Consider the following 17,347-nt stretch of genomic DNA (forward strand, 5'->3'; position numbering starts at 1 on the left):
TTTTCTCAACCGCGACGACCGCCGCCACCCATGCCTCTTCCTTTTCCGCTGCCACCTCCCATCCCTTTGCCTCCGCCGCCGCCCATTCCTCGACCGCCGCCGCCTATGCCTCTACCCATCCCACGGCCACCTCCCATACCGCCGCCGGCGGGCTGAGGTTTTCCTGAGCCTCCAATCTGGGCGACTCTGTCAAAGCCTGATTTTTCAGGCACAAACGCCTCCGGCTTTGAAATTGCAGTACCTTTAATATAATTCTGAACCACATCTCTAACCGAACCGGACTGACCCGTAATTATCTCGATACCGCCTTGAACAAGGGCCTGGGCGGCCTTGGGCCCGCAATTACCTGTTAATACGGCTGTTATTCCTTGCGATGCTACAAGGCTTGCGGTTTGAATTCCGGCTCCGCTGGTCAAACTGGTAGTCTCATTCTTGATTGTTTCATAATTCATAGTCTCGGTTTCTACTATTAAAAAATATGCACTTCTGCCAAAACGGGGATCTATCTGGGAATCCAGATTATCTCCGGATGAACTGACTGCAACCTTCATTTTATACCTCCTGTTTATTCATACCACAACAACTCCCCGGCCCCGCGCATCCGGCTTCGGTGGGCGCCAATCCGCAGCATGTCGTGTCACCCGCGCCCGGAACCCTGTTTTTAGAAACACCGGACATGGAAGAATGTGCGGAGAGTAATTTTTTAAGATTTGCGCTGTCACAATGGCAGCAGCCTGGCGGGTTATCCGAATCGGTAACCAGGATCTCGCTGACTTTTCCACAGTCCAGGCACAAATAGTCGAATAACGGCATGACAATCCTCCTGATTTATTATAATAAAAAAGCTTAGGGATGTTATGAGCATATACTCATAAGGTCAAATTAAAACCTCAACCTTATATTGTCAAGTTTTTTTAAGCTAAAGCACATAAAGAGTGGTATAAAAAAACAGATCTATCCATATTGAGCATACGCCCGGAACAATACTTGACAAATCAGACGCGTGCTGTTAATCTGTAATCAATTGATCATTTATTAATTGGTCAATAACTGGTTGAAAAAAATAGACATTAAAAAAATTATATGCCGAGACCTAAAAAACCGAGATTCATATCAGGCTACCCTTCCATAAACGCTTTTGTGCCCAGGGGTATGCCTCAAACAGGCGAAACCACTCTTCCTGTAGAAGGGCTTGAAGCCTTACGATTAAGTGATTTTGAGTGTCTTGACCAGGAAACGGCCGCAAAGATAATGAATGTATCGCGTCAAACATACGGGAGGATTTTAAATGAGGCCCGGTCAATAGTTTCCGGTGCGCTTGTTACCGGGAAGGCGCTTGTGATAAAAGGGGGAACATATACAATGCACCACGGAACGAAGCTTCGCAGACGAAGAGGAAGGAGGTGAACATTATGCCTAAAATAAATGGAACAGGCCCGCAGGGTCAGGGCCCAAAAAGCGGAGGCGGCCGGGGCGGCTGCTCCGGAGCAGGGAAATCTCCATCACCGCAAGGCGGGTGCAAAAAAGGATCAGGACAGGGCAAAGGACAGGGACGGTGTTCTAATAAGGGCTCCGGCCAAGGCAGTTGCAAAAGATAAATTGAGAGCATTAATGAACAACAATAAATGGGCATCCGAAAGAACCAAACGGATGCCCGCAAGCATGTTTAGTATAATGGATGCGGCCATTGATGAAGCCCGCCAAAAAAGACTGGAACTTATCGATCTCTCTATTGGATCGAGCGACCTGCCGGCGCCTGAAGCGGCCATGAAAGTTTTACGCCGGGCAACAAGGCTTTCCGAAACACACGGATACTGTCTCCATGCATGCACACAACCTCTGCGTAATGCGGCAACTGTTCAGTTAAATAAACGCTACAGCATAAACCTCGATCCTGAAAAAAATATAATTACCCTGATCGGCTCACAGGAAGGTTTTGGACACCTTTTATTTGCCGTGACAGATCCTGGAGATCAGGTTTTAGCCCCGGATCCTGGGTACCCTTCTTATTTCGGCGCCACTTCCGTGGCCGGATTGAAACAGGTTGTTATGCCTCTGCTGGAAGAGAACATGTTTCTTCCGGATCTTACAGCAATTCCGTCTGAAACAGCAGAGAATGCCAGAGCAATGATTATCTCATACCCGAACAATCCCACTGCTGCAGTAGCTCCTGCCGCTTTTCTGCAGGAAGCTATAGATTTCTGTCTCTCTTACGACATCCTGCTGATTCACGATTTCCCCTATGTTGATATGGTTTACGGTGATTACAAAGCGCCGTCGGTTCTTGCACAGCCTGGAGGAATCGATATTGCCGTAGAGTTATATTCATGTAGCAAGAGCTACCACATGGGAGGTTTCAGGATAGGCTGGGCCGCAGGTAATCAGGATGCTGTGCAAGCGCTGGCAAGGGTTAAGGGAGCTATAGATTTTAATCAGTACTTCGGAATTCAGCAGGCCGCTATTGCCGCCATAACTCAGCCCCGTGCCGCAACCCTCAAGGCCGCCGCTCTATTCGAAACCCGCCGGAATGTGCTGGTTGACACGCTCAACAAATCCGGCTGGCAGACATCCCTGCCCCAGGCAAGCATGTACGTCTGGACACGTCTCCCTTCAGGGCTGACCGATTCTTTTGATTTTACAGTAAACCTGGCCAAAGAGACCGGAGTCTGTCTGGCCCCTGGAAGAGGGTTCGGAAAAAGGGGCGAAGGCTTTGTCCGATTTGCCCTTGTTCGGGAACCTGATGCCCTGGTGGAGGCTGTTAAAAAAATTTTTAACTTCCTATAGATTGTCAGATAACAATCTGATTTTAAAATTTGGCACAAGGCCAGAGGGGGTAGGGGTTCAAAATCTTGAACCCCTACTCCGACGACCGATAATGCAGTGAAATTATTTATGTGGAAATCTATATAACTTCCCTTCATGTTGATCCCCTTCTTCTATACACTGAATTTATTGCTATTACTCTCAGGACTTTCAGGCATTCGCCTGGATAGTGGTGAGCGGCGCTTTTCCCTCGCGCTGGTTCAAACCCTGCTGATTTTGCCTCTGCTTGCCGGAGAATATCTCTATCTTGCCTGTCACATGGAGACTCAGGCAGTTAAGGTAGTACTTTTTTCCGAAATCGTCTTTGCCCTTATATGGCTCTCCATGGCCCTGCGCTTCCGCGATGCAACGGTCGCAACCGTGCGTGCGTCACGGCTTAATTTCTTGCGTGAAATGCTTTTTGGGGCGGTGGTGACGGCAGCGGCCGGTTACTTCCTGGTCTACCGCTCTGTGGTCGAAATATCCGATTCAATACTGATTTTCCACATTTACAGCCCTGTCTATTTTTCGACGGCCTTTATCATGATGGCGGTTCTTTACGCTGCCTGGCGTCTTGAGCAGTTTTGGCGCGCCCTCAATGTTGCGCGACGCTGGGAGTACAAGTTCCTGATGGTCGCCAGCTACCTGGTCTGTGGAGCCCTGGCCTGGAGTGCCTCCTATCGTCTAACATGCCTGGCCATTGCTCCGAAACATTTTTTGCTGTTAGCGGCGCTTTTGCTTTTTGGCTGGATTTTGATGTCCTATGCAGTGGCCCGTCACCGGCTGCTGAACCGCAAGATCTTTATTTCCAGAAAGGTGGTCTATTCCTTTGTTGTTCCTTCCCTTCTTGCCGCCTATCTTTTAGGTTTCGGGATGGTCTCCCTGATTATGCGCACCTTCGGGCTTCAGATGTCCTTTGTCCTGAAGTGGCTGTTTGTTGCTCTGGGGTTTGTTGCTGCCGGTATTTTTGCCTTCTCCGGGAAAATACGCCGCCGGGTCCACTTTTTTATCAGCACCCACTTCTATATCAACAAATACGAATACCGGGATGAGTGGCTGGCCCTTTCGCAGCAGCTCCAGGGTGCCATGATCGAGGCCGATGTTGTTAATGCCCTGCGCCAGGTTCTGGCGAAGAGTCTTTATACCACTAAAATTTTTATCTGGTTTGGGGATTCGTCCCAAGGGTACAAATTGGTTTCTTCATCTAAAAAACCTGGAACCCGGACTAATAAAAAATGTATCACTTCAAATGATCCACTGGTGCGATTTATCACAACCCATTCCCATTTTCACGTTAAAGAGAAAGAACCGGATCCGGAATGGCAAAAAGTCATGAAAAGCAAGAAGGCCTTCCTGACCTCCCTGAATCTGATACTCATTGCTCCCATTTCTATCGGCAATCATCTTGTCGGGCTGATCGGTCTAGGGCCGGAGTTTACCGGCGGACAATACGGCTATGATGATTTTGACCTGCTCACCGTCATTGGCAGCCAGACGGCCTCGGCCCTGCTGGCCGTACGCATGGCCGAGAAACTGGCTCACACCCGGGAGCAGCTGGCCTGGAACCAATTGTCAGCCTTCGTACTCCACGATATCAAAAATGCTGCCACCATGCTCTCCCTGGTGCGAGAAAACGCACCGGAGCATGTACATGAGCCTGAGTTCCAGCAGGACATGCTGGAAGTGTTGGACGACGCTTTAAGAAGAATGGGCCGTGTGGAGCAGCGCCTGGGGACATTGAAAGATGAGATCACACCGGTGCTGCAGAACCTTGAACTTGGCCAATTTTTACGGAATTGCCGCATCAGGCTGAAAAAAAAACTTTCATCAATGGAAATAACTGTTGAATGTAAAAGCGAAATGCAGGTAAATACCGATCCGGAGCTTCTCTTCTCCATCCTGGAAAATCTGCTGCTAAATGCTTTTGAGGCGCGGGGAGAAGGGACTGTTGCGCAGATCAGTACCGGCAGTAATGATGACACCGGACAGGCGGTTGTGGTAATTATCGATAACGGCCCTGGAATCGCGGAAGAACTATTGCCCGATGCCCTGTTTGAACCCTTTAAGACCGATAAGGACGGTGGCAGCGGTATTGGTCTTTGGCAGGTCAAAAGATTGGTTGCCGGGCTGGGGGGCAGTGTTTCGGCTGAAAACAGGCTGGAAGGTGGTGCACGGTTTGTGGTGAGACTTCCGTTATTTTTGTAGGTGTCGGAACATTTTACAGGATGGCATGATTAGCCACAGACCCACACGGACGGACACAGACAAAATGCAATAAAAAAAATCCCCCGGTCAACACCGGAGGATTTTTATGAAACTATATCTGATTTTTATAATACTGTTAAAACCTGTTTAACTTTTTTTGCTGAAACGCTTGCGGCTGTAGCCCACCAGACCGAGAAGTCCTACGCCCATGAGCAGGATTGTAGAGGGTTCTGGTACGGGGGCAACGCCGGGCTCTGTTCCTTCAGCGGTAAGTGTTGCGCTGTTGAAATAGAAATCACCAAATGTCGCAGTGAGAGTGGCATCAACGGTGCCAGTATTACTTAATGTCATTAGCGACGTAATCGTGAAACTAACATCACCTGTGTCAACTTCCCACGAGAAGGAATTTGTCCCGACATCAAGAGCCGCCCATTCCCAAAAGTCCCAGCCACTATCATCTTGTAAGTTGAGTTCGACCGACGCAGATGTGACATCCTGTGTAACTGGATTAAAACCGTCATCGGTGATATCAAATGTCCACGAAACACTGTCATTATAACCCCACAAGGAGCCCCTCATGTAAAGGTGACCTGCATCATATGTATCTGTATACGAAATAGCACTCGCAGTTCCCACCATCCCAAAAACCAACATCATGGCACACAAAAACATTAAAAACTTTTTCATTTCTCTACCTCCCTAATTAAAAGATTAAAAAAATAATTATTAAACCCATTTGTTTCTTACTTAAGTTTATATAGCAACTATTATGCCACTTGCATAAGTGTTTGAAATTCAACATCTTTTCAATCTTTAGCCCGCCTGCGGCCCGGCCATTGTAAAAAAATCCGACAGTTATAGGAAGCCGCAATCCATGCCTTTTTTTGCGATACAATCACTTAGAAGCTTGTAATTGCAATAGTTCACACTATTTTTATAAAAAAAATGGAAAATTGAATGGAAAAAGCTTTTCAGAATTGTGTCGGAATATTTTACAGTTTGGCGAGGAATGTTTTGCCTGGTTCCCATGCTCCAGCGTGGGAATCTCATATGGTATGCATTCCCACGCTGGAGCGTGGGAACGAGAAAATGTTGCTTTTCGCCTCGTTCCCAGGCTCTGCCTGGGAATGCATACCACAAGGCTCTGCCTTTTTTAGTGAGTATTTTGCTTCAAGTCAAACTGATTTTCCATCTCTGCCAGCAGGAGGTGAATTCCCCTGGCTGGTCGAACGAAAATGCCTTGACGTTGCTGCCGTTCTTCACCAGCATAGAGCAGGCCTGCCCCTAGTGGAAGATCAAAAAGCCTGGCAACAGCTCGTAATCCCTTGAAATAATCCCTGTTCAGCGTCATCCCGGCCTTGATTTCCACTGGGAAAAGATCAGGACCATAGTTGAGCAGCAAATCCACCTCATTACCATTACTGTCACGATAAAAGTGAAGGTTACTGCGGCGGCCGCTGTGCAATCGATACTTAAGCGCCTCCATCACCACCAGATTTTCAAAAAGATTTCCGCGTAATGGATCCCGGCTAACGTGGAGTTCGCTTTCCAGGCCGAGGAGATTGGCGGCAAGGCCGACATCATAAAAGTAAAGTTTAGGCGACTTTACCAGTCTTTTTGCGATCTTGGCAAAATAAGGCGGCAGCCGGAAGACGATATAGCTTGCCTCCAGCAGGATTAACCAGTTACGAGCCGTCTGGTGGGAGATACCGCAGTCAGCCGCCAGGCTGTTAAGGTTAAGTAATTGCCCCACCCGGCCGGCACACAGGGTGGTAAAACGCTGAAAAAGAGTTAAATCCTTCACGGCTGCCAGCTGACGAATATCCCGCTCCACATAGGTTTCGATATAGTCGGCCATGGCCCGAGCCGGCGATAACCCTTCACGCCAGATGCGAGGGTAGAAACCGGTAAGCAATAGTCCGTTGAGGCTGACACCCTCTTGATGGTGACCGAGCTCATTGAGAGAAAACGGCAATAATTTAAGGAGAGCTGTGCGTCCGGCCAGAGACTGATTGATTGTAGTGGCCACCTCAAATTGCTGACTGCCGGTGAGGATAAAGAGGCCGTTACGTTGATCTTCATCTACTAATGTCTGGATGTAGGAAGAAAGTTCCGGTACATGCTGAATTTCGTCGAGGATGGCGCCGTCCGGCAGGCCGGCCAGGAAACCACGCGGGTCTTCCCTGGCAAAGATCCTGGTATCCATATTTTCCAGGCTGACATATTTTTTTTCGGCAAAAACCTTGCGGCACAAGGTGGTCTTGCCGCTCTGGCGTGGGCCTGTCACAGTAACTACCGGATAATGGCGGGCGCTGTTAATAAAGACTGATTCCAGGGTACGGTCAAGAATTTCCATGGTTTTTACAGTAGCTTACTTTTATGTAAAATGCAATTTAAAATTTAAATATGCATAAATTGATTCCGGAAGACACCTTATTTAATTCATAGCTGTTCACGGTTATCAGTCGATTTCCAGTTTAAAAGTCAAATTTTGCTATGTTTTTCAACCGTTAACTGTGAACGGACAACCGCGAACGGTCACTGAATATATACTTGACTTAGTTTCGAACTTAGTTCATAATATATTTAACTTGATGATCATCGCAAGGTAAAAAGGAGATTGACGGATATGCTGACAGTGAATACACACGAAGCCAAAACCCAATTATCCCGTTTATTAGTCAGGGTTAGCCATGGCGAAGAAATAGTTATTGCAAAATCGGGTAAACCGGTTGCCAGACTGGTTCCGGCTAAACAAAATTTTGCCAAACGCAAGCCGGGAATCGATAAAGGTAAAGCATGGGTGGCCGATGATTTTGATGCGGCCTTACCGGAAACACTGCAGTCATTTTTTGAATAGATTATGCATAATTCTACGGATTACCTGATTGATACGCACTGTTGGCTGTGGTGGCATATTGAGCCCGATCGACTTGCCGGTCAGACCCTTGAGCTGATTAAAAATGCGGAAACCGTGATTTTCTTTTCCGTTGTCAGTGCCTGGGAGATTATCATCAAGTACAATTTAAAAAAACTCAGACTGCCTCTATCTCCTTCCCTTTATATAACCAAACGTCTCGAAATAAGTTACATGGAAGTTATGCCGGTACATTTTGCCCATGTCCTGCAGGTTGAAAAACTGCCGGATTACCATAAAGATCCATTCGACAGGCTGTTGATTGCCCAGGCTGTTACAGAGAATTTAACGGTAATTACCTGTGATCATCAATACCGGCAATACGATGTTAAAATAATAGACGGCTGAAAGCGATAGCAGCGTTGATGTAAGTTCTGTATACGTTTTCATGTATGGAGCATGGTAACGGGAACCAGGCAGAAAGCAACATATAAAAGGTGAGATGTTATATGCTGCCGGCCGGTTTCAAAAGGAAATCAATGAGATTAAGGCGCTTGATTCCTTATCATCCCATTTTAGTTTTCCACGTAAATTTTTCAGACGTTCCTGCTTTTTTATTTGAACTAATAATTTCAGGCTGGTTTCAACAACATCTTTTTTTGTTTTTAAGAGACTGAGTGTCATTGCCTCCTTCATAAGATCGTCGTCTATAACAATATTGGTTCGCATACTTCCTCCTCGTACCTGTGTGTATGCTTATTGTATAATATACACATTTAATAAGTGTCAATGTAAAATCGGATCCTTCATATCACTTCAAAAGTACTTTACACTTTTTTAAAAAATAAACCTATCTGTGTTTATCTCTGTGCATCTGTGTCCCATGGTTGTTGTTTCAAAAGTTTCAACGGACAAATGAAGGATACCCATAAATTTTCATTTAGTTATGCTTAGGGCTCGCTCAAAAATAACTTTACATTTTAAGCGCCGATGCATCCCGCCTGGCTACGTTCCGAAAGCGCAGAAATATCTTGATATTCCTGCGCTTTCGCGCCTTGCCAGCCAGGCGCCTCAACACTTAAAATTGCTAATTTATTTTTAAGCGAACCCTTATTCCATGTTTTTTCAAAAGATCGTGCAAGGTCGGGCGGCTTATTTCGAGGAGTTTGGCGGCCCGGGTGATGTTGTTGCCGCTAAGGGCCAGTGCCCGGCGGACAGCATTTTTCTCCGCAGTCTCGCGGGCATCTTTCAAGGTGGGCAGTTTCTGTTCTTCCTGTTCTACGGATTTCTCTTCGAGTCCCAGGGCAACGGGAGTGATAACCCGATCCATGGTGGTGCCAAGGGCACGGCGGATGCGGTTCTGTAGTTCACGGACATTGCCCGGCCAGTCATGGGCGGTCAAGGCGGCAATAGCTTCCGGTGAAAAAAATGTCCGCCCCCGCTGCAGTTTTCGAGTCTCCTCCAGCAGGAAGTTATGCGCCAGCAGCAGGATATCTTCCTGTCGTTCATGCAGATCGGGGAGTTTCAAGTTCATGACATTCAGGCGATAAAAGAGGTCTTCCCGAAAAGTTCCTTGTTTGAAGGCCTCTTCCAGTTTGATATTTGTGGCAGATATAATCCGCGTATCCAGGGTAATTGTTTTTGTTCCTCCCAGCCGTTCAATGGTGGATTCCTGCAGAAAACGCAGAAGCTTCACCTGCAGGAGCAGGGGCAGCTCCCCAATCTCATCCAGAAAGATTGTACCCTGGTCGGCCTGTTCAAACTTTCCGATTTTACGGCCGACCGCCCCGGTAAAGGCCCCTTTCTCGTGACCGAAGAGCTCACTTTCCAGCAGATTTTCCGGAATCGCACCGCAGTTAATTATGACCAGGGGTTTTTCGGCTCTCTGACTCAGGCTATGCACCGCATGAGCCGCCATCTCCTTGCCTGTCCCCGTGCTGCCGGTTATCAGAACCGGATAATCTGTTTTGCTGATGTATCTGATAATTTCAAAAATTTTTCCCATGGCCGGAGAAATACCTATCATGCCGAACAGAGATCCGCCCTGGATGCTTTGCTGCTGGAGCAGGCGATTGGTCTCTTCCAGTTGATAGATTTTAAACGTACGGGAAAGAATGATCTTTAATATCTTTAAATCAATCGGTTTTGCGCAAAAATCGGCAGCTCCCAGCGCAATGGCCTTCACCGCGTTTTCTTCCTCAGCATTGCCGGTTATGACAATCACCCGGGTATGGGGGGAAAGGGAAGATATTTCTCCGAGTAGTTCAAAACCCTGCCGGGGGGTGTCCGGATAGGGCGGCAGGCCGAGGTCCAGGGTGGCTACCGGAAAAACGCCGGAAGCAAGCAGCGGCCTTGCCTTAGCAGCGCCGGATGCAATAGTGATTTCATATTCCTTTCCCAGACCCCACCTGAGCTGTTTGGCTACCGATTTTTCATCTTCAATCACAAGGAGCTTTTTTTTCATAATTTTCAAGGAGAGGCAATAAGACCCTTCCAGGATCCGCCATGTACCCGCGCCACATGTTTTATTAACCTGTCCAGCCTATTTTGATCGGCCCTGCCCAGTATTAAACCTTTATCGATAGTTGCAAGGCCGGCCATCTCCTTTAAAATTTCTTTTACAGAATCACTGAGTCCCTGGAGATTGTATCCGCCTTCAAGAGTGATAACAAATTTACCATCGCAGCATTCGTTACTGATATCCATAACCGACCTGGTCAGTCCCGCAAAACCACCAGGGGTTACGCGCATACCTCCAAGAGGATCATCCATATAAATATCAATACCGGCCGAGACAAGAATCAATTCCGGCTCGAATTCAAGGGCTACTGGTTTTAATATTTTTTCAAAAATCTCCAGATACTCCCCGTCACCATAACCTGCCGGCAAAGGCACATTGACAGTAAAACCTTCCCCCTTCCCCTTCCCTGCCTGTTCAAAAGCACCGCTACCAGGATAAAATGGATACTGGTGGGTTGAAAAATAAAGGATGGAATCGTCCTCTTCGAATGAATGCTGGGTTCCATTGCCGTGATGAAGATCCCAGTCCACAATCAGAATACGCTTCAGGTTGTGAGATTCCTTGGCATACCTGGCGCCTATGGCCACATTATTAAAGAGGCAAAAGCCCATTGCCCGGTCTCTTTCGGCATGGTGTCCCGGAGGTCTCACAAGAGCAAAGGCATTATCAAGTTCCCCCGATATCACCATCGAAATAGCCTGACAAAGCCCGCCGGCAGCCAGCAGGGCAGCTTCATATGAACCCGGAGATGTGGAAGTGTCAGGGTCAAGCGAACAATGCGGCTTTCCATCTGTAGCCGCAACCAGATCAACATATCGCCCAGAATGGATCATAAGGAGTTCATCCCTTTCAGCTCTTCGTACCGGCACTTCAACAAACTTACCGGCCATATCGACTTCTTCAAGCATTTCATAGATTACCTTAAGCCGTTTATGGGTTTCAGGATGGAAATCTCCGGTTCTATGTTCCAAATATCGCTTATCTTTAACAATGCCTGTTTTCATAATCTTTTACTCCTATAGACTTTAAGATAAAAATTTTGGGTGCGTTATCGGTGGTCGGAGTATTATAATACGCCTTCCTCCCTCTGGCCTTCCCAAAATCTTTATCTTAAAGTCTATTATATAAGTTGATACTAATTAATAAGAGAGTCAAATGTTATACCCCGATTATCCCCACAACAGCGCCGGTCATACAGGTTGAGAGTGTGCCGGCTACTATGGACCGTAAACCGAGGGAAACAATTTCATTCCGTTTTTCAGGAACCATGGTTCCCATGCCTCCGATCATGATGCCCAAACTTCCGGGATTTGCAAAACCGCACATGGCATATGTCATTATAAGCAGACTCCTATGATTCAAAACCCCTTCGGGGAGTCGGCTCATCTCAACATAGGCAATGAATTCATTTAAAATAGTCTTGTTTCCCATAAGCGCTCCGGCAGTAAAAGCCTCATCCCAGGGGATACCCATCAACCATACCACCGGTGCCATGATATAACCGAGCAACCGCTGCAAAGTAACCGGCTCACCCCCGATAGATGGTAAAAGGCCTGCAATAATATTAACAAGATGAACCAGGGCAACCAATACTATGAGCATGGCTATAATATTAATAAGGAGCTGTATTCCCTGGATAGTTCCTTTAGTAAGAGCATCCATGGAACTTAAAGCTTTTTCCGATATAACCATTTCACCGGAAGTCGATTCCCCGGTTTCAGGTATCATTATTTTTGATATAGTGATTGCCGCAGGGACGCTGATAATGGAGGCGATCAGGATATGCCCCATAATGTCAGGTATAATACTGCTGAGGATACTCGCATAAAGCACCATAACAGTGCCGGCTATGGTTGCCATACCGCTGGTCATAAGGGTAAAAATTTCGCTTCTGCTCATATCCTTGAGATATGGGCGTATAAAAAGAGGAGATTCTATCATGCCCACAAATATATTGGCAGATACACCCAAACCTTCGGCGCCGCCAAGCCCCATGGTTTTTTGTAAAAATGTATTAAAGCCCTTAACAACCAAAGGCAGCACCTTCCAGTAAAACAACAGCGCGGATAGAGCGCTCATCACAAGAACAAGGGGGAGAGCCTTAAATGCCAATATAAAGCTTGCTCCCTGAATTTTTTCAACAAAGGGAAGTTCTCCGCCTCCAAGATAACCAAACACAAATGAGGTTCCGGCGATTGTCGATTCTTCAAGGGCTGCAACCAATCTGTTTAAAACAAGAAAGATATCCTTGAAAAAAGGGAGTTTTAAAAGCGCCGCGCCCAGAGCCATCTGCATTATTACACCGGCGATCACGGTTTTTAGAGAAATCCGGCTCCTGTTCTCACTAAGAATCCAGGCAAAAAACAGAAAAGCCCCAAGACCAAGCATACTCTGTATAATCACTACTCATCCAAAGCCTTGCGTGCGACATCCGCCATAACTTCCGCAATTGTGGGATGGGCATGAATTGTCTCCGCAAGTTCCTTAAGTGTTATACCGTTTTTAACTGCCAAAGCTCCTTCGGCAATCAGATCTGTAACATGTGATCCTATCAGATGAACACCTATAATCAGGCCGGTTTCAACATCGGAAACAATCTTTGCCTCTCCCGCAATTTCACCTATTGCCTGGGCCTTGCCCAGGGTCCTGAACAATATACTATCCGCACGGCTATTGAGACCGCGCTCGCATGCCTGAGCCTCTGTTAATCCAACACAGGCTACCTCGGGGATTGTGAAAATAGCATTTGGAACAGCACTGTAATCAATTTCCGTTTTTTTTCCCATTGAGTTGTCAGCGGCAACAAGGCCTTCGGCAGACGCCATATGGGCAAGCATCACTTTTTCAGGCCCAAGCATATCTCCGACAGCATAAACTCCTTCCGCACCTGTCTGCATATGTTGATCCACAAAGACCCATCCGCCGCTGTCAAGCTCAAGGCCGATATTTCCAAAACCCATACCGGCTATGTTCGATCTTCTACCCGTGCATATCAGAATCTTGTCTATTTCCAGCTCAACAGGCTTTAAATTTTTCTTTTCACTATTTTTTTCAGATATTACAGGAATTATTGTTACAATAGCCCTTTCTCCTTTAATATCCACCTTTCCAACGGTGCTGTTCAGGTTAACAGCAATTTTTCGCTTTTTCATTTCCCTTTGAAGTACTTTTGAACAGGCATCATCGACTGCTGAAAGGGGCAGCAGACGTGATAAAGCTTCCACAATGGTTACCCTGGAACCAAAGGCAGAAAAAATCGAGGCAAACTCGCATCCGATCACTCCGCCGCCTACTATTATTAGTGAATCAGGTATTTCAGAAATATTAAGGATGTCATCGCTGGAAATTATCCGCTCACCGTCATAGGGGATTGAAGGGATACCCCCAGGTTCAGAGCCGGTTGACAAAATAAGCCTGTCCCATTGCACTTCTTTAGTTAAACCATCCCCGTGCCTTACACTAACCAGTCCATGTTTGTTTACAAATCCTTCACCTTTAAGGATGGTAACATTCTGCTCCTTTAACTGCCCGCGCATACCATGGTTCAGTGTTTGAATTACTCTATCTTTTTTTCCCATCAAACGCCTGATATCCAGCGACGGAGAATTTTTACAATTTATTCCGAACTCTTTTGCCCGGCCTAAATTTTCGAATATCTCGGCTGCGGTTTTCATGGTTTTAGATGGTATGCAGCCCCTGTGTAAACATGTGCCTCCAATCTGGTCTCTTTCCACCAGCGAAACTTTTGCTCCCAGCCGTGCAGCACGAAGAGCGGCCGCATAGCCCCCGGGCCCTGCTCCTATAATTGTAATTCTGGAAGTCATGAATTAAATCCTTAGAAATAAGGAAGGTTATCAAATACGTGCTAAAGCGGTGAATTCCTGTATTGCCTGCATATAATCTTCGAAGCCTGCCGCAAAGATTGAGTTATGGTTAGCGCCGGGTATCATGAGCATATTTTTTTTTGTTGAAGGAGAGGAGTCAAAGAGAGCCTTGCCGTCACTAAAGGGAATTATATGATCGAATTCGGCATGTATGACAAGGAATGGTTTTTTAAATCCGGCGGCCTTATCAATATTGCGCATGCCGTTTTTTTCCGCAATACCCAGGCGGTCCACGTCAACGCCCAGAATTCTCAACAGCGGCAGGGCATAGGCAAAGCCGCTCTCTATAATCAGCCCGTCTATCAGGTCTTCATAATGTGCGGCTATTTCAAGCGCTGATGCGCTTCCGAGCGATCTTCCCATTATGAACAAAGGTCCTGTAAAGAAGTTCTCTTTAAGCCGGTTTTTAACAAATTCAAAAATAATATGCGCATCGCGCATCATGCCGGTTACAGTGGGCATACCGGTTGAAAGACCGTAACCCCTGTAATCGACAGGCAGAAAATTTATCCCCCTGTCAAGATATAAAGGGCCAAGATCATCATAATCCGACACAATCTCGCCATTACCATGAAAATAGAGGATAACCGGCGCCTCTTTGTCGGCATGATGAAACCGCGCTCCTATTAAAAAACCGTCTTCCACAGGTATCAGCATATCCTCAGCCCGGCCTGGTTTGGATGGATGGATTTCTTCCCGGGGATAAAATAAACGGGAAAGGATCTCCGGCCTGTCAAAATAAGTATAATCTATATCTGATAAATCTTTCATGGCTTGACCCTATCCAGTATCTTTCCTTGTTTATCCAGAAAAAAAATCATGAAATTGTTTTTGGAAGCGTAATTCTCAAGGTCTTCCAGGATCATCGCCTGAACCTCATATCTGTTGCCCGCTTCCCGCGGCATGTTGATAAAACACTCTGCGGCTTCTTCCTTTTCCTTAAAAGCGGGGATGAAATCAATTCCTGACTCCTGGTCGTGCATACCTACAACCAGTTCATCTGCGCCGGCATTCTGAATCACAACAAAAATCCATTTTTCTTTATCACTATTTATGTTCACGCTATTTCTCCGTTATTGCGACCTGTTATTGCGATTGGGCTTGCTGCACAAGCTGATAATATTCGTAAGTCTTTTTCATGCCTGCCACAAAAGGCGTATATTCAAAGCCTAATGTTTTTTCAATCTTCCTGCCTGAATATACAAGATGACTGTCAAGGGGAAATGGTAAGGGGATCCCCTTTTGATTGATCAATTCAATGCTCATCTTTGATGTCTTAATATTTTTTCCGCAAACTTCCTTAAATACTTCCATAAGGCGTTTATAAGAAACAAGTTCCTCTCCGGCAACATTAAAGGCCTGATTAAAAACCTTTTCATTTCCAATGGATTTCTCAATAATTTTAGCCAGATCAACTACCCAAACAAAACTGAAAAGGCCAAGTTCATTATCAGGTAAAAAAATACGTTTATTATCCCTTATAAGATCAAAAAAATATGTCTCACGGGGAGCATAATTATATTCCCCGAAAATTATTGCCGGCCGCAGTGAGGTATATGGAATCCCGTTTCGCCCGCATTCTATTTTAAGTTTACACTCGGACAGCCATTTGTTGTATCCGTAGTCTGCATACTGGCCCAATTCGGGCTGAATACCTGCAAGTTTTGGGGCATCCTCCTTGATGGGCAGATCGAGTACGTTTTCATTTACAGTTGTCGTGCTGATGAAGATATAATGCCCAATATTTCCGGGAACCGCTCTGATCATTTTTTCTATCTGATCCGGTGTATAGGCGCAGAAATCAATCAAGGCATCCCAGTCCAGATCCGGGATGACCTCTTTAATTCTCTGCTCATCATTACGGTCTCCGACCAGTTCCGTCACATCACCCCTGTTAAAGGGCATATTGCCTCTATTATAAACATATATATTATAATTTTTTCTTTGGAGCAGCTCTTCCACAAGAATCCGGCCGGCAAAATAACTACCCCCGATAATTAGAATATTTTTCACTTTTGCCTCCCGATAATATTATCCCGCCCATACATCGCGCTGTCTCAGGTTATCATCACTTATCTTGTCGTGGATTACCGGACCGTGATCCAGAAGAAAATTACTCCCTGAATGACTTAAATCTTGATTCTGTAATTCTTTGACAACTCCCGCGCCTATCTCTTCGATAATCCTGTTTTTAAGCGCCGGGTCGTGGTTTTGCACCAGCTCATTGATTTTTTGATAGATAAATTCCCCCAGGACAGGAAGCTTTCGCACTGCCCGATGGCACCATTTATAGTATGGAGTATAACTTCTGTTCAAAAGGAAAACAAGAGAAATGATATCTGCACAGAACTTGGTTTCAGAGTATAGGGCCGCGAAATATTCCTTGCGCTTGATCGATCTTATATAATTATACTGCCCTGCCTGGGCCGCAGTCATGCACCTTGCCGCGACCTTGACAAGCCTGACATCCTCCGGGTAAAATTCAAGCAACTTTTCCCTTATCCGGGAAAATTCCCCGGACGGATCTGAAAAGACCTTGCCGTTGGTGCATTTTGCAAGATTATTCTCCGGAAGATAAAGCCAGTCATCAAGGGAACCAGGTGCCTGAACGATTCCGATAAATTTTACGTAAAACTCATCTATTGTAAACACCCCTACCCTGCCGCCGCCCCACTTGCTCATTAATCTTTTGAATCCATGGAAGCTATCCGGAAGATTGTCATATTCCCGTTGCAGATCCGAGCCTATTGCTCGAAAATTTTCATCATTAAGCCAGATGCAAAAACCAGGACCCCAGTCGTGGTCTTTTGATATTTTATCGTCAAGCCCATAACATTCGGAGCCATCCCCCACAAGGCCTGTGGCAATCATATGCTCGAATTCAGGGAATTTTTCCCTTATCATGGGAGCCCCGCAAGATTTGTAATATTCTTCGGAGAGCTTTAATCCTTTCATATAGCATTCCTCGGTTAAGGTTAAAAATTAGATTAAATTAAATTAAAACAAGCAGTCTTTCATAAAATTATTATCATCTATTACAGATTTATTCAACAGACTGAATCTGCTCCATAGCCATGA

Annotated in this window: 18 protein-coding genes; 5 read left to right on the forward strand and 13 right to left on the reverse strand. The window is 46.0% G+C overall.

Going from position 1 to position 17,347, the window contains the following annotated elements:
- Positions 1-5: 5 nt before the first annotated feature.
- A complete protein-coding gene (locus BuS5_RS13015; protein ID WP_027353887.1) occupies positions 6-551 on the reverse strand; it encodes a NifB/NifX family molybdenum-iron cluster-binding protein in 546 nt (181 codons plus the stop codon).
- 1 nt (position 552) lies between these two features.
- Positions 553-813: an FmdB family zinc ribbon protein gene (locus BuS5_RS13020; protein ID WP_027353886.1), complete on the reverse strand. Its 261-nt coding sequence runs from the start codon at positions 811-813 to the stop codon at positions 553-555.
- Positions 814-1,083: 270 nt separating this feature from the next.
- Here BuS5_RS13020 and BuS5_RS13025 point away from each other — a divergent pair, with 270 nt between their 5' ends.
- The 3 genes from BuS5_RS13025 (at position 1,084) to prsK (ending at position 5,007) form a co-directional block, all read left to right on the forward strand.
- Positions 1,084-1,407: a DUF134 domain-containing protein gene (locus BuS5_RS13025; RefSeq protein WP_051374764.1), complete on the forward strand. Its 324-nt coding sequence runs from the start codon at positions 1,084-1,086 to the stop codon at positions 1,405-1,407.
- 18 nt (positions 1,408-1,425) lie between these two features.
- The gene (locus BuS5_RS13030; protein WP_198012242.1) at positions 1,426-2,784 is read left to right on the forward strand and encodes an aminotransferase class I/II-fold pyridoxal phosphate-dependent enzyme; all 1,359 of its coding nucleotides are present in this window, start codon (positions 1,426-1,428) and stop codon (positions 2,782-2,784) included.
- A 135-nt stretch (positions 2,785-2,919) separates the two neighbouring features.
- On the forward strand, positions 2,920-5,007 hold the full coding sequence (gene prsK, locus BuS5_RS13035; RefSeq protein ID WP_027353884.1) for an XrtA/PEP-CTERM system histidine kinase PrsK: 2,088 nt from the start codon (positions 2,920-2,922) through the stop codon (positions 5,005-5,007).
- 147 nt (positions 5,008-5,154) lie between these two features.
- Here prsK and BuS5_RS13040 read toward each other — a convergent pair whose 3' ends face one another.
- Positions 5,155-5,694: a PEP-CTERM sorting domain-containing protein gene (locus tag BuS5_RS13040; RefSeq protein ID WP_027353883.1), complete on the reverse strand. Its 540-nt coding sequence runs from the start codon at positions 5,692-5,694 to the stop codon at positions 5,155-5,157.
- 466 nt (positions 5,695-6,160) lie between these two features.
- Positions 6,161-7,363, reverse strand: coding sequence for an ATP-binding protein (locus BuS5_RS13045; RefSeq protein WP_027353882.1), 1,203 nt, complete (start codon positions 7,361-7,363; stop codon positions 6,161-6,163).
- A 273-nt stretch (positions 7,364-7,636) separates the two neighbouring features.
- Here BuS5_RS13045 and BuS5_RS13050 point away from each other — a divergent pair, with 273 nt between their 5' ends.
- Together BuS5_RS13050 and BuS5_RS13055 are read left to right on the forward strand one after the other, a co-directional pair.
- Entirely contained in the window at positions 7,637-7,867 is a 231-nt protein-coding gene (locus BuS5_RS13050) for a type II toxin-antitoxin system Phd/YefM family antitoxin (RefSeq protein WP_027353881.1), read from the forward strand.
- Positions 7,868-7,870: 3 nt separating this feature from the next.
- Complete coding sequence (locus tag BuS5_RS13055) at positions 7,871-8,272, forward strand: type II toxin-antitoxin system VapC family toxin (RefSeq protein WP_035265350.1); 402 nt, start codon at positions 7,871-7,873, stop codon at positions 8,270-8,272.
- Positions 8,273-8,389: 117 nt separating this feature from the next.
- Here the strand turns inward: BuS5_RS13055 and BuS5_RS13060 are convergent, their stop codons facing one another.
- The 9 genes from BuS5_RS13060 to BuS5_RS13100 form a co-directional block, all read right to left on the reverse strand.
- Complete coding sequence (locus tag BuS5_RS13060; protein ID WP_027353879.1) at positions 8,390-8,593, reverse strand: type II toxin-antitoxin system VapB family antitoxin; 204 nt, start codon at positions 8,591-8,593, stop codon at positions 8,390-8,392.
- Between the two features lie 358 nt (positions 8,594-8,951).
- Positions 8,952-10,328 (reverse strand): PEP-CTERM-box response regulator transcription factor, encoded by a 1,377-nt coding sequence (gene prsR, locus BuS5_RS13065; RefSeq protein WP_035265358.1) that lies wholly within the window; start codon positions 10,326-10,328, stop codon positions 8,952-8,954.
- Between the two features lie 5 nt (positions 10,329-10,333).
- Positions 10,334-11,389: a histone deacetylase family protein gene (locus BuS5_RS13070; RefSeq protein WP_051374763.1), complete on the reverse strand. Its 1,056-nt coding sequence runs from the start codon at positions 11,387-11,389 to the stop codon at positions 10,334-10,336.
- A 154-nt stretch (positions 11,390-11,543) separates the two neighbouring features.
- The gene (locus BuS5_RS13075; protein ID WP_232223045.1) at positions 11,544-12,788 is read right to left on the reverse strand and encodes a NupC/NupG family nucleoside CNT transporter; all 1,245 of its coding nucleotides are present in this window, start codon (positions 12,786-12,788) and stop codon (positions 11,544-11,546) included.
- Positions 12,788-14,209, reverse strand: coding sequence for a dihydrolipoyl dehydrogenase (gene lpdA / locus BuS5_RS13080; protein WP_027353875.1), 1,422 nt, complete (start codon positions 14,207-14,209; stop codon positions 12,788-12,790). Before lpdA ends, BuS5_RS13075 begins: the two co-directional genes overlap by 1 nt.
- Positions 14,210-14,239: 30 nt before the next feature.
- Positions 14,240-15,040, reverse strand: a complete 801-nt coding sequence (locus BuS5_RS13085; RefSeq protein WP_035265347.1) for an alpha/beta hydrolase — start codon at positions 15,038-15,040, stop codon at positions 14,240-14,242.
- Complete coding sequence (locus tag BuS5_RS13090; protein ID WP_027353873.1) at positions 15,037-15,330, reverse strand: hypothetical protein; 294 nt, start codon at positions 15,328-15,330, stop codon at positions 15,037-15,039. Before BuS5_RS13090 ends, BuS5_RS13085 begins: the two co-directional genes overlap by 4 nt.
- 25 nt (positions 15,331-15,355) lie before the next feature.
- Complete coding sequence (locus BuS5_RS13095; protein ID WP_027353872.1) at positions 15,356-16,282, reverse strand: NAD-dependent epimerase/dehydratase family protein; 927 nt, start codon at positions 16,280-16,282, stop codon at positions 15,356-15,358.
- A gap of 18 nt (positions 16,283-16,300) precedes the next feature.
- The gene (locus BuS5_RS13100) at positions 16,301-17,224 is read right to left on the reverse strand and encodes a DUF4037 domain-containing protein (protein ID WP_027353871.1); all 924 of its coding nucleotides are present in this window, start codon (positions 17,222-17,224) and stop codon (positions 16,301-16,303) included.
- Positions 17,225-17,347 lie beyond the last annotated feature (123 nt).

This window comes from Desulfosarcina sp. BuS5 (assembly GCF_028752835.1).
GTDB lineage: Bacteria > Desulfobacterota > Desulfobacteria > Desulfobacterales > BuS5 > BuS5.

Bases quoted from the DNA above. Each gene is read 5' to 3' on its own strand.
- BuS5_RS13015 (WP_027353887.1), bottom strand. From the start codon at position 551: ATGAAGGTTGCAGTCAGTTCATCCGGAGATAATCTGGATTCCCAGATA.
- BuS5_RS13020 (WP_027353886.1), bottom strand. From the start codon at position 813: ATGCCGTTATTCGACTATTTGTGCCTGGACTGTGGAAAAGTCAGCGAG.
- BuS5_RS13025 (WP_051374764.1), top strand. From the start codon at position 1,084: ATGCCGAGACCTAAAAAACCGAGATTCATATCAGGCTACCCTTCCATA.
- BuS5_RS13030 (WP_198012242.1), top strand. From the start codon at position 1,426: ATGGAACAGGCCCGCAGGGTCAGGGCCCAAAAAGCGGAGGCGGCCGGG.
- prsK (WP_027353884.1), top strand. From the start codon at position 2,920: ATGTTGATCCCCTTCTTCTATACACTGAATTTATTGCTATTACTCTCA.
- BuS5_RS13040 (WP_027353883.1), bottom strand. From the start codon at position 5,694: ATGAAAAAGTTTTTAATGTTTTTGTGTGCCATGATGTTGGTTTTTGGG.
- BuS5_RS13045 (WP_027353882.1), bottom strand. From the start codon at position 7,363: ATGGAAATTCTTGACCGTACCCTGGAATCAGTCTTTATTAACAGCGCC.
- BuS5_RS13050 (WP_027353881.1), top strand. From the start codon at position 7,637: ATGCTGACAGTGAATACACACGAAGCCAAAACCCAATTATCCCGTTTA.
- BuS5_RS13055 (WP_035265350.1), top strand. From the start codon at position 7,871: ATGCATAATTCTACGGATTACCTGATTGATACGCACTGTTGGCTGTGG.
- BuS5_RS13060 (WP_027353879.1), bottom strand. From the start codon at position 8,593: ATGCGAACCAATATTGTTATAGACGACGATCTTATGAAGGAGGCAATG.
- prsR (WP_035265358.1), bottom strand. From the start codon at position 10,328: ATGAAAAAAAAGCTCCTTGTGATTGAAGATGAAAAATCGGTAGCCAAA.
- BuS5_RS13070 (WP_051374763.1), bottom strand. From the start codon at position 11,389: ATGAAAACAGGCATTGTTAAAGATAAGCGATATTTGGAACATAGAACC.
- lpdA (WP_027353875.1), bottom strand. From the start codon at position 14,209: ATGACTTCCAGAATTACAATTATAGGAGCAGGGCCCGGGGGCTATGCG.
- BuS5_RS13085 (WP_035265347.1), bottom strand. From the start codon at position 15,040: ATGAAAGATTTATCAGATATAGATTATACTTATTTTGACAGGCCGGAG.
- BuS5_RS13100 (WP_027353871.1), bottom strand. From the start codon at position 17,224: ATGAAAGGATTAAAGCTCTCCGAAGAATATTACAAATCTTGCGGGGCT.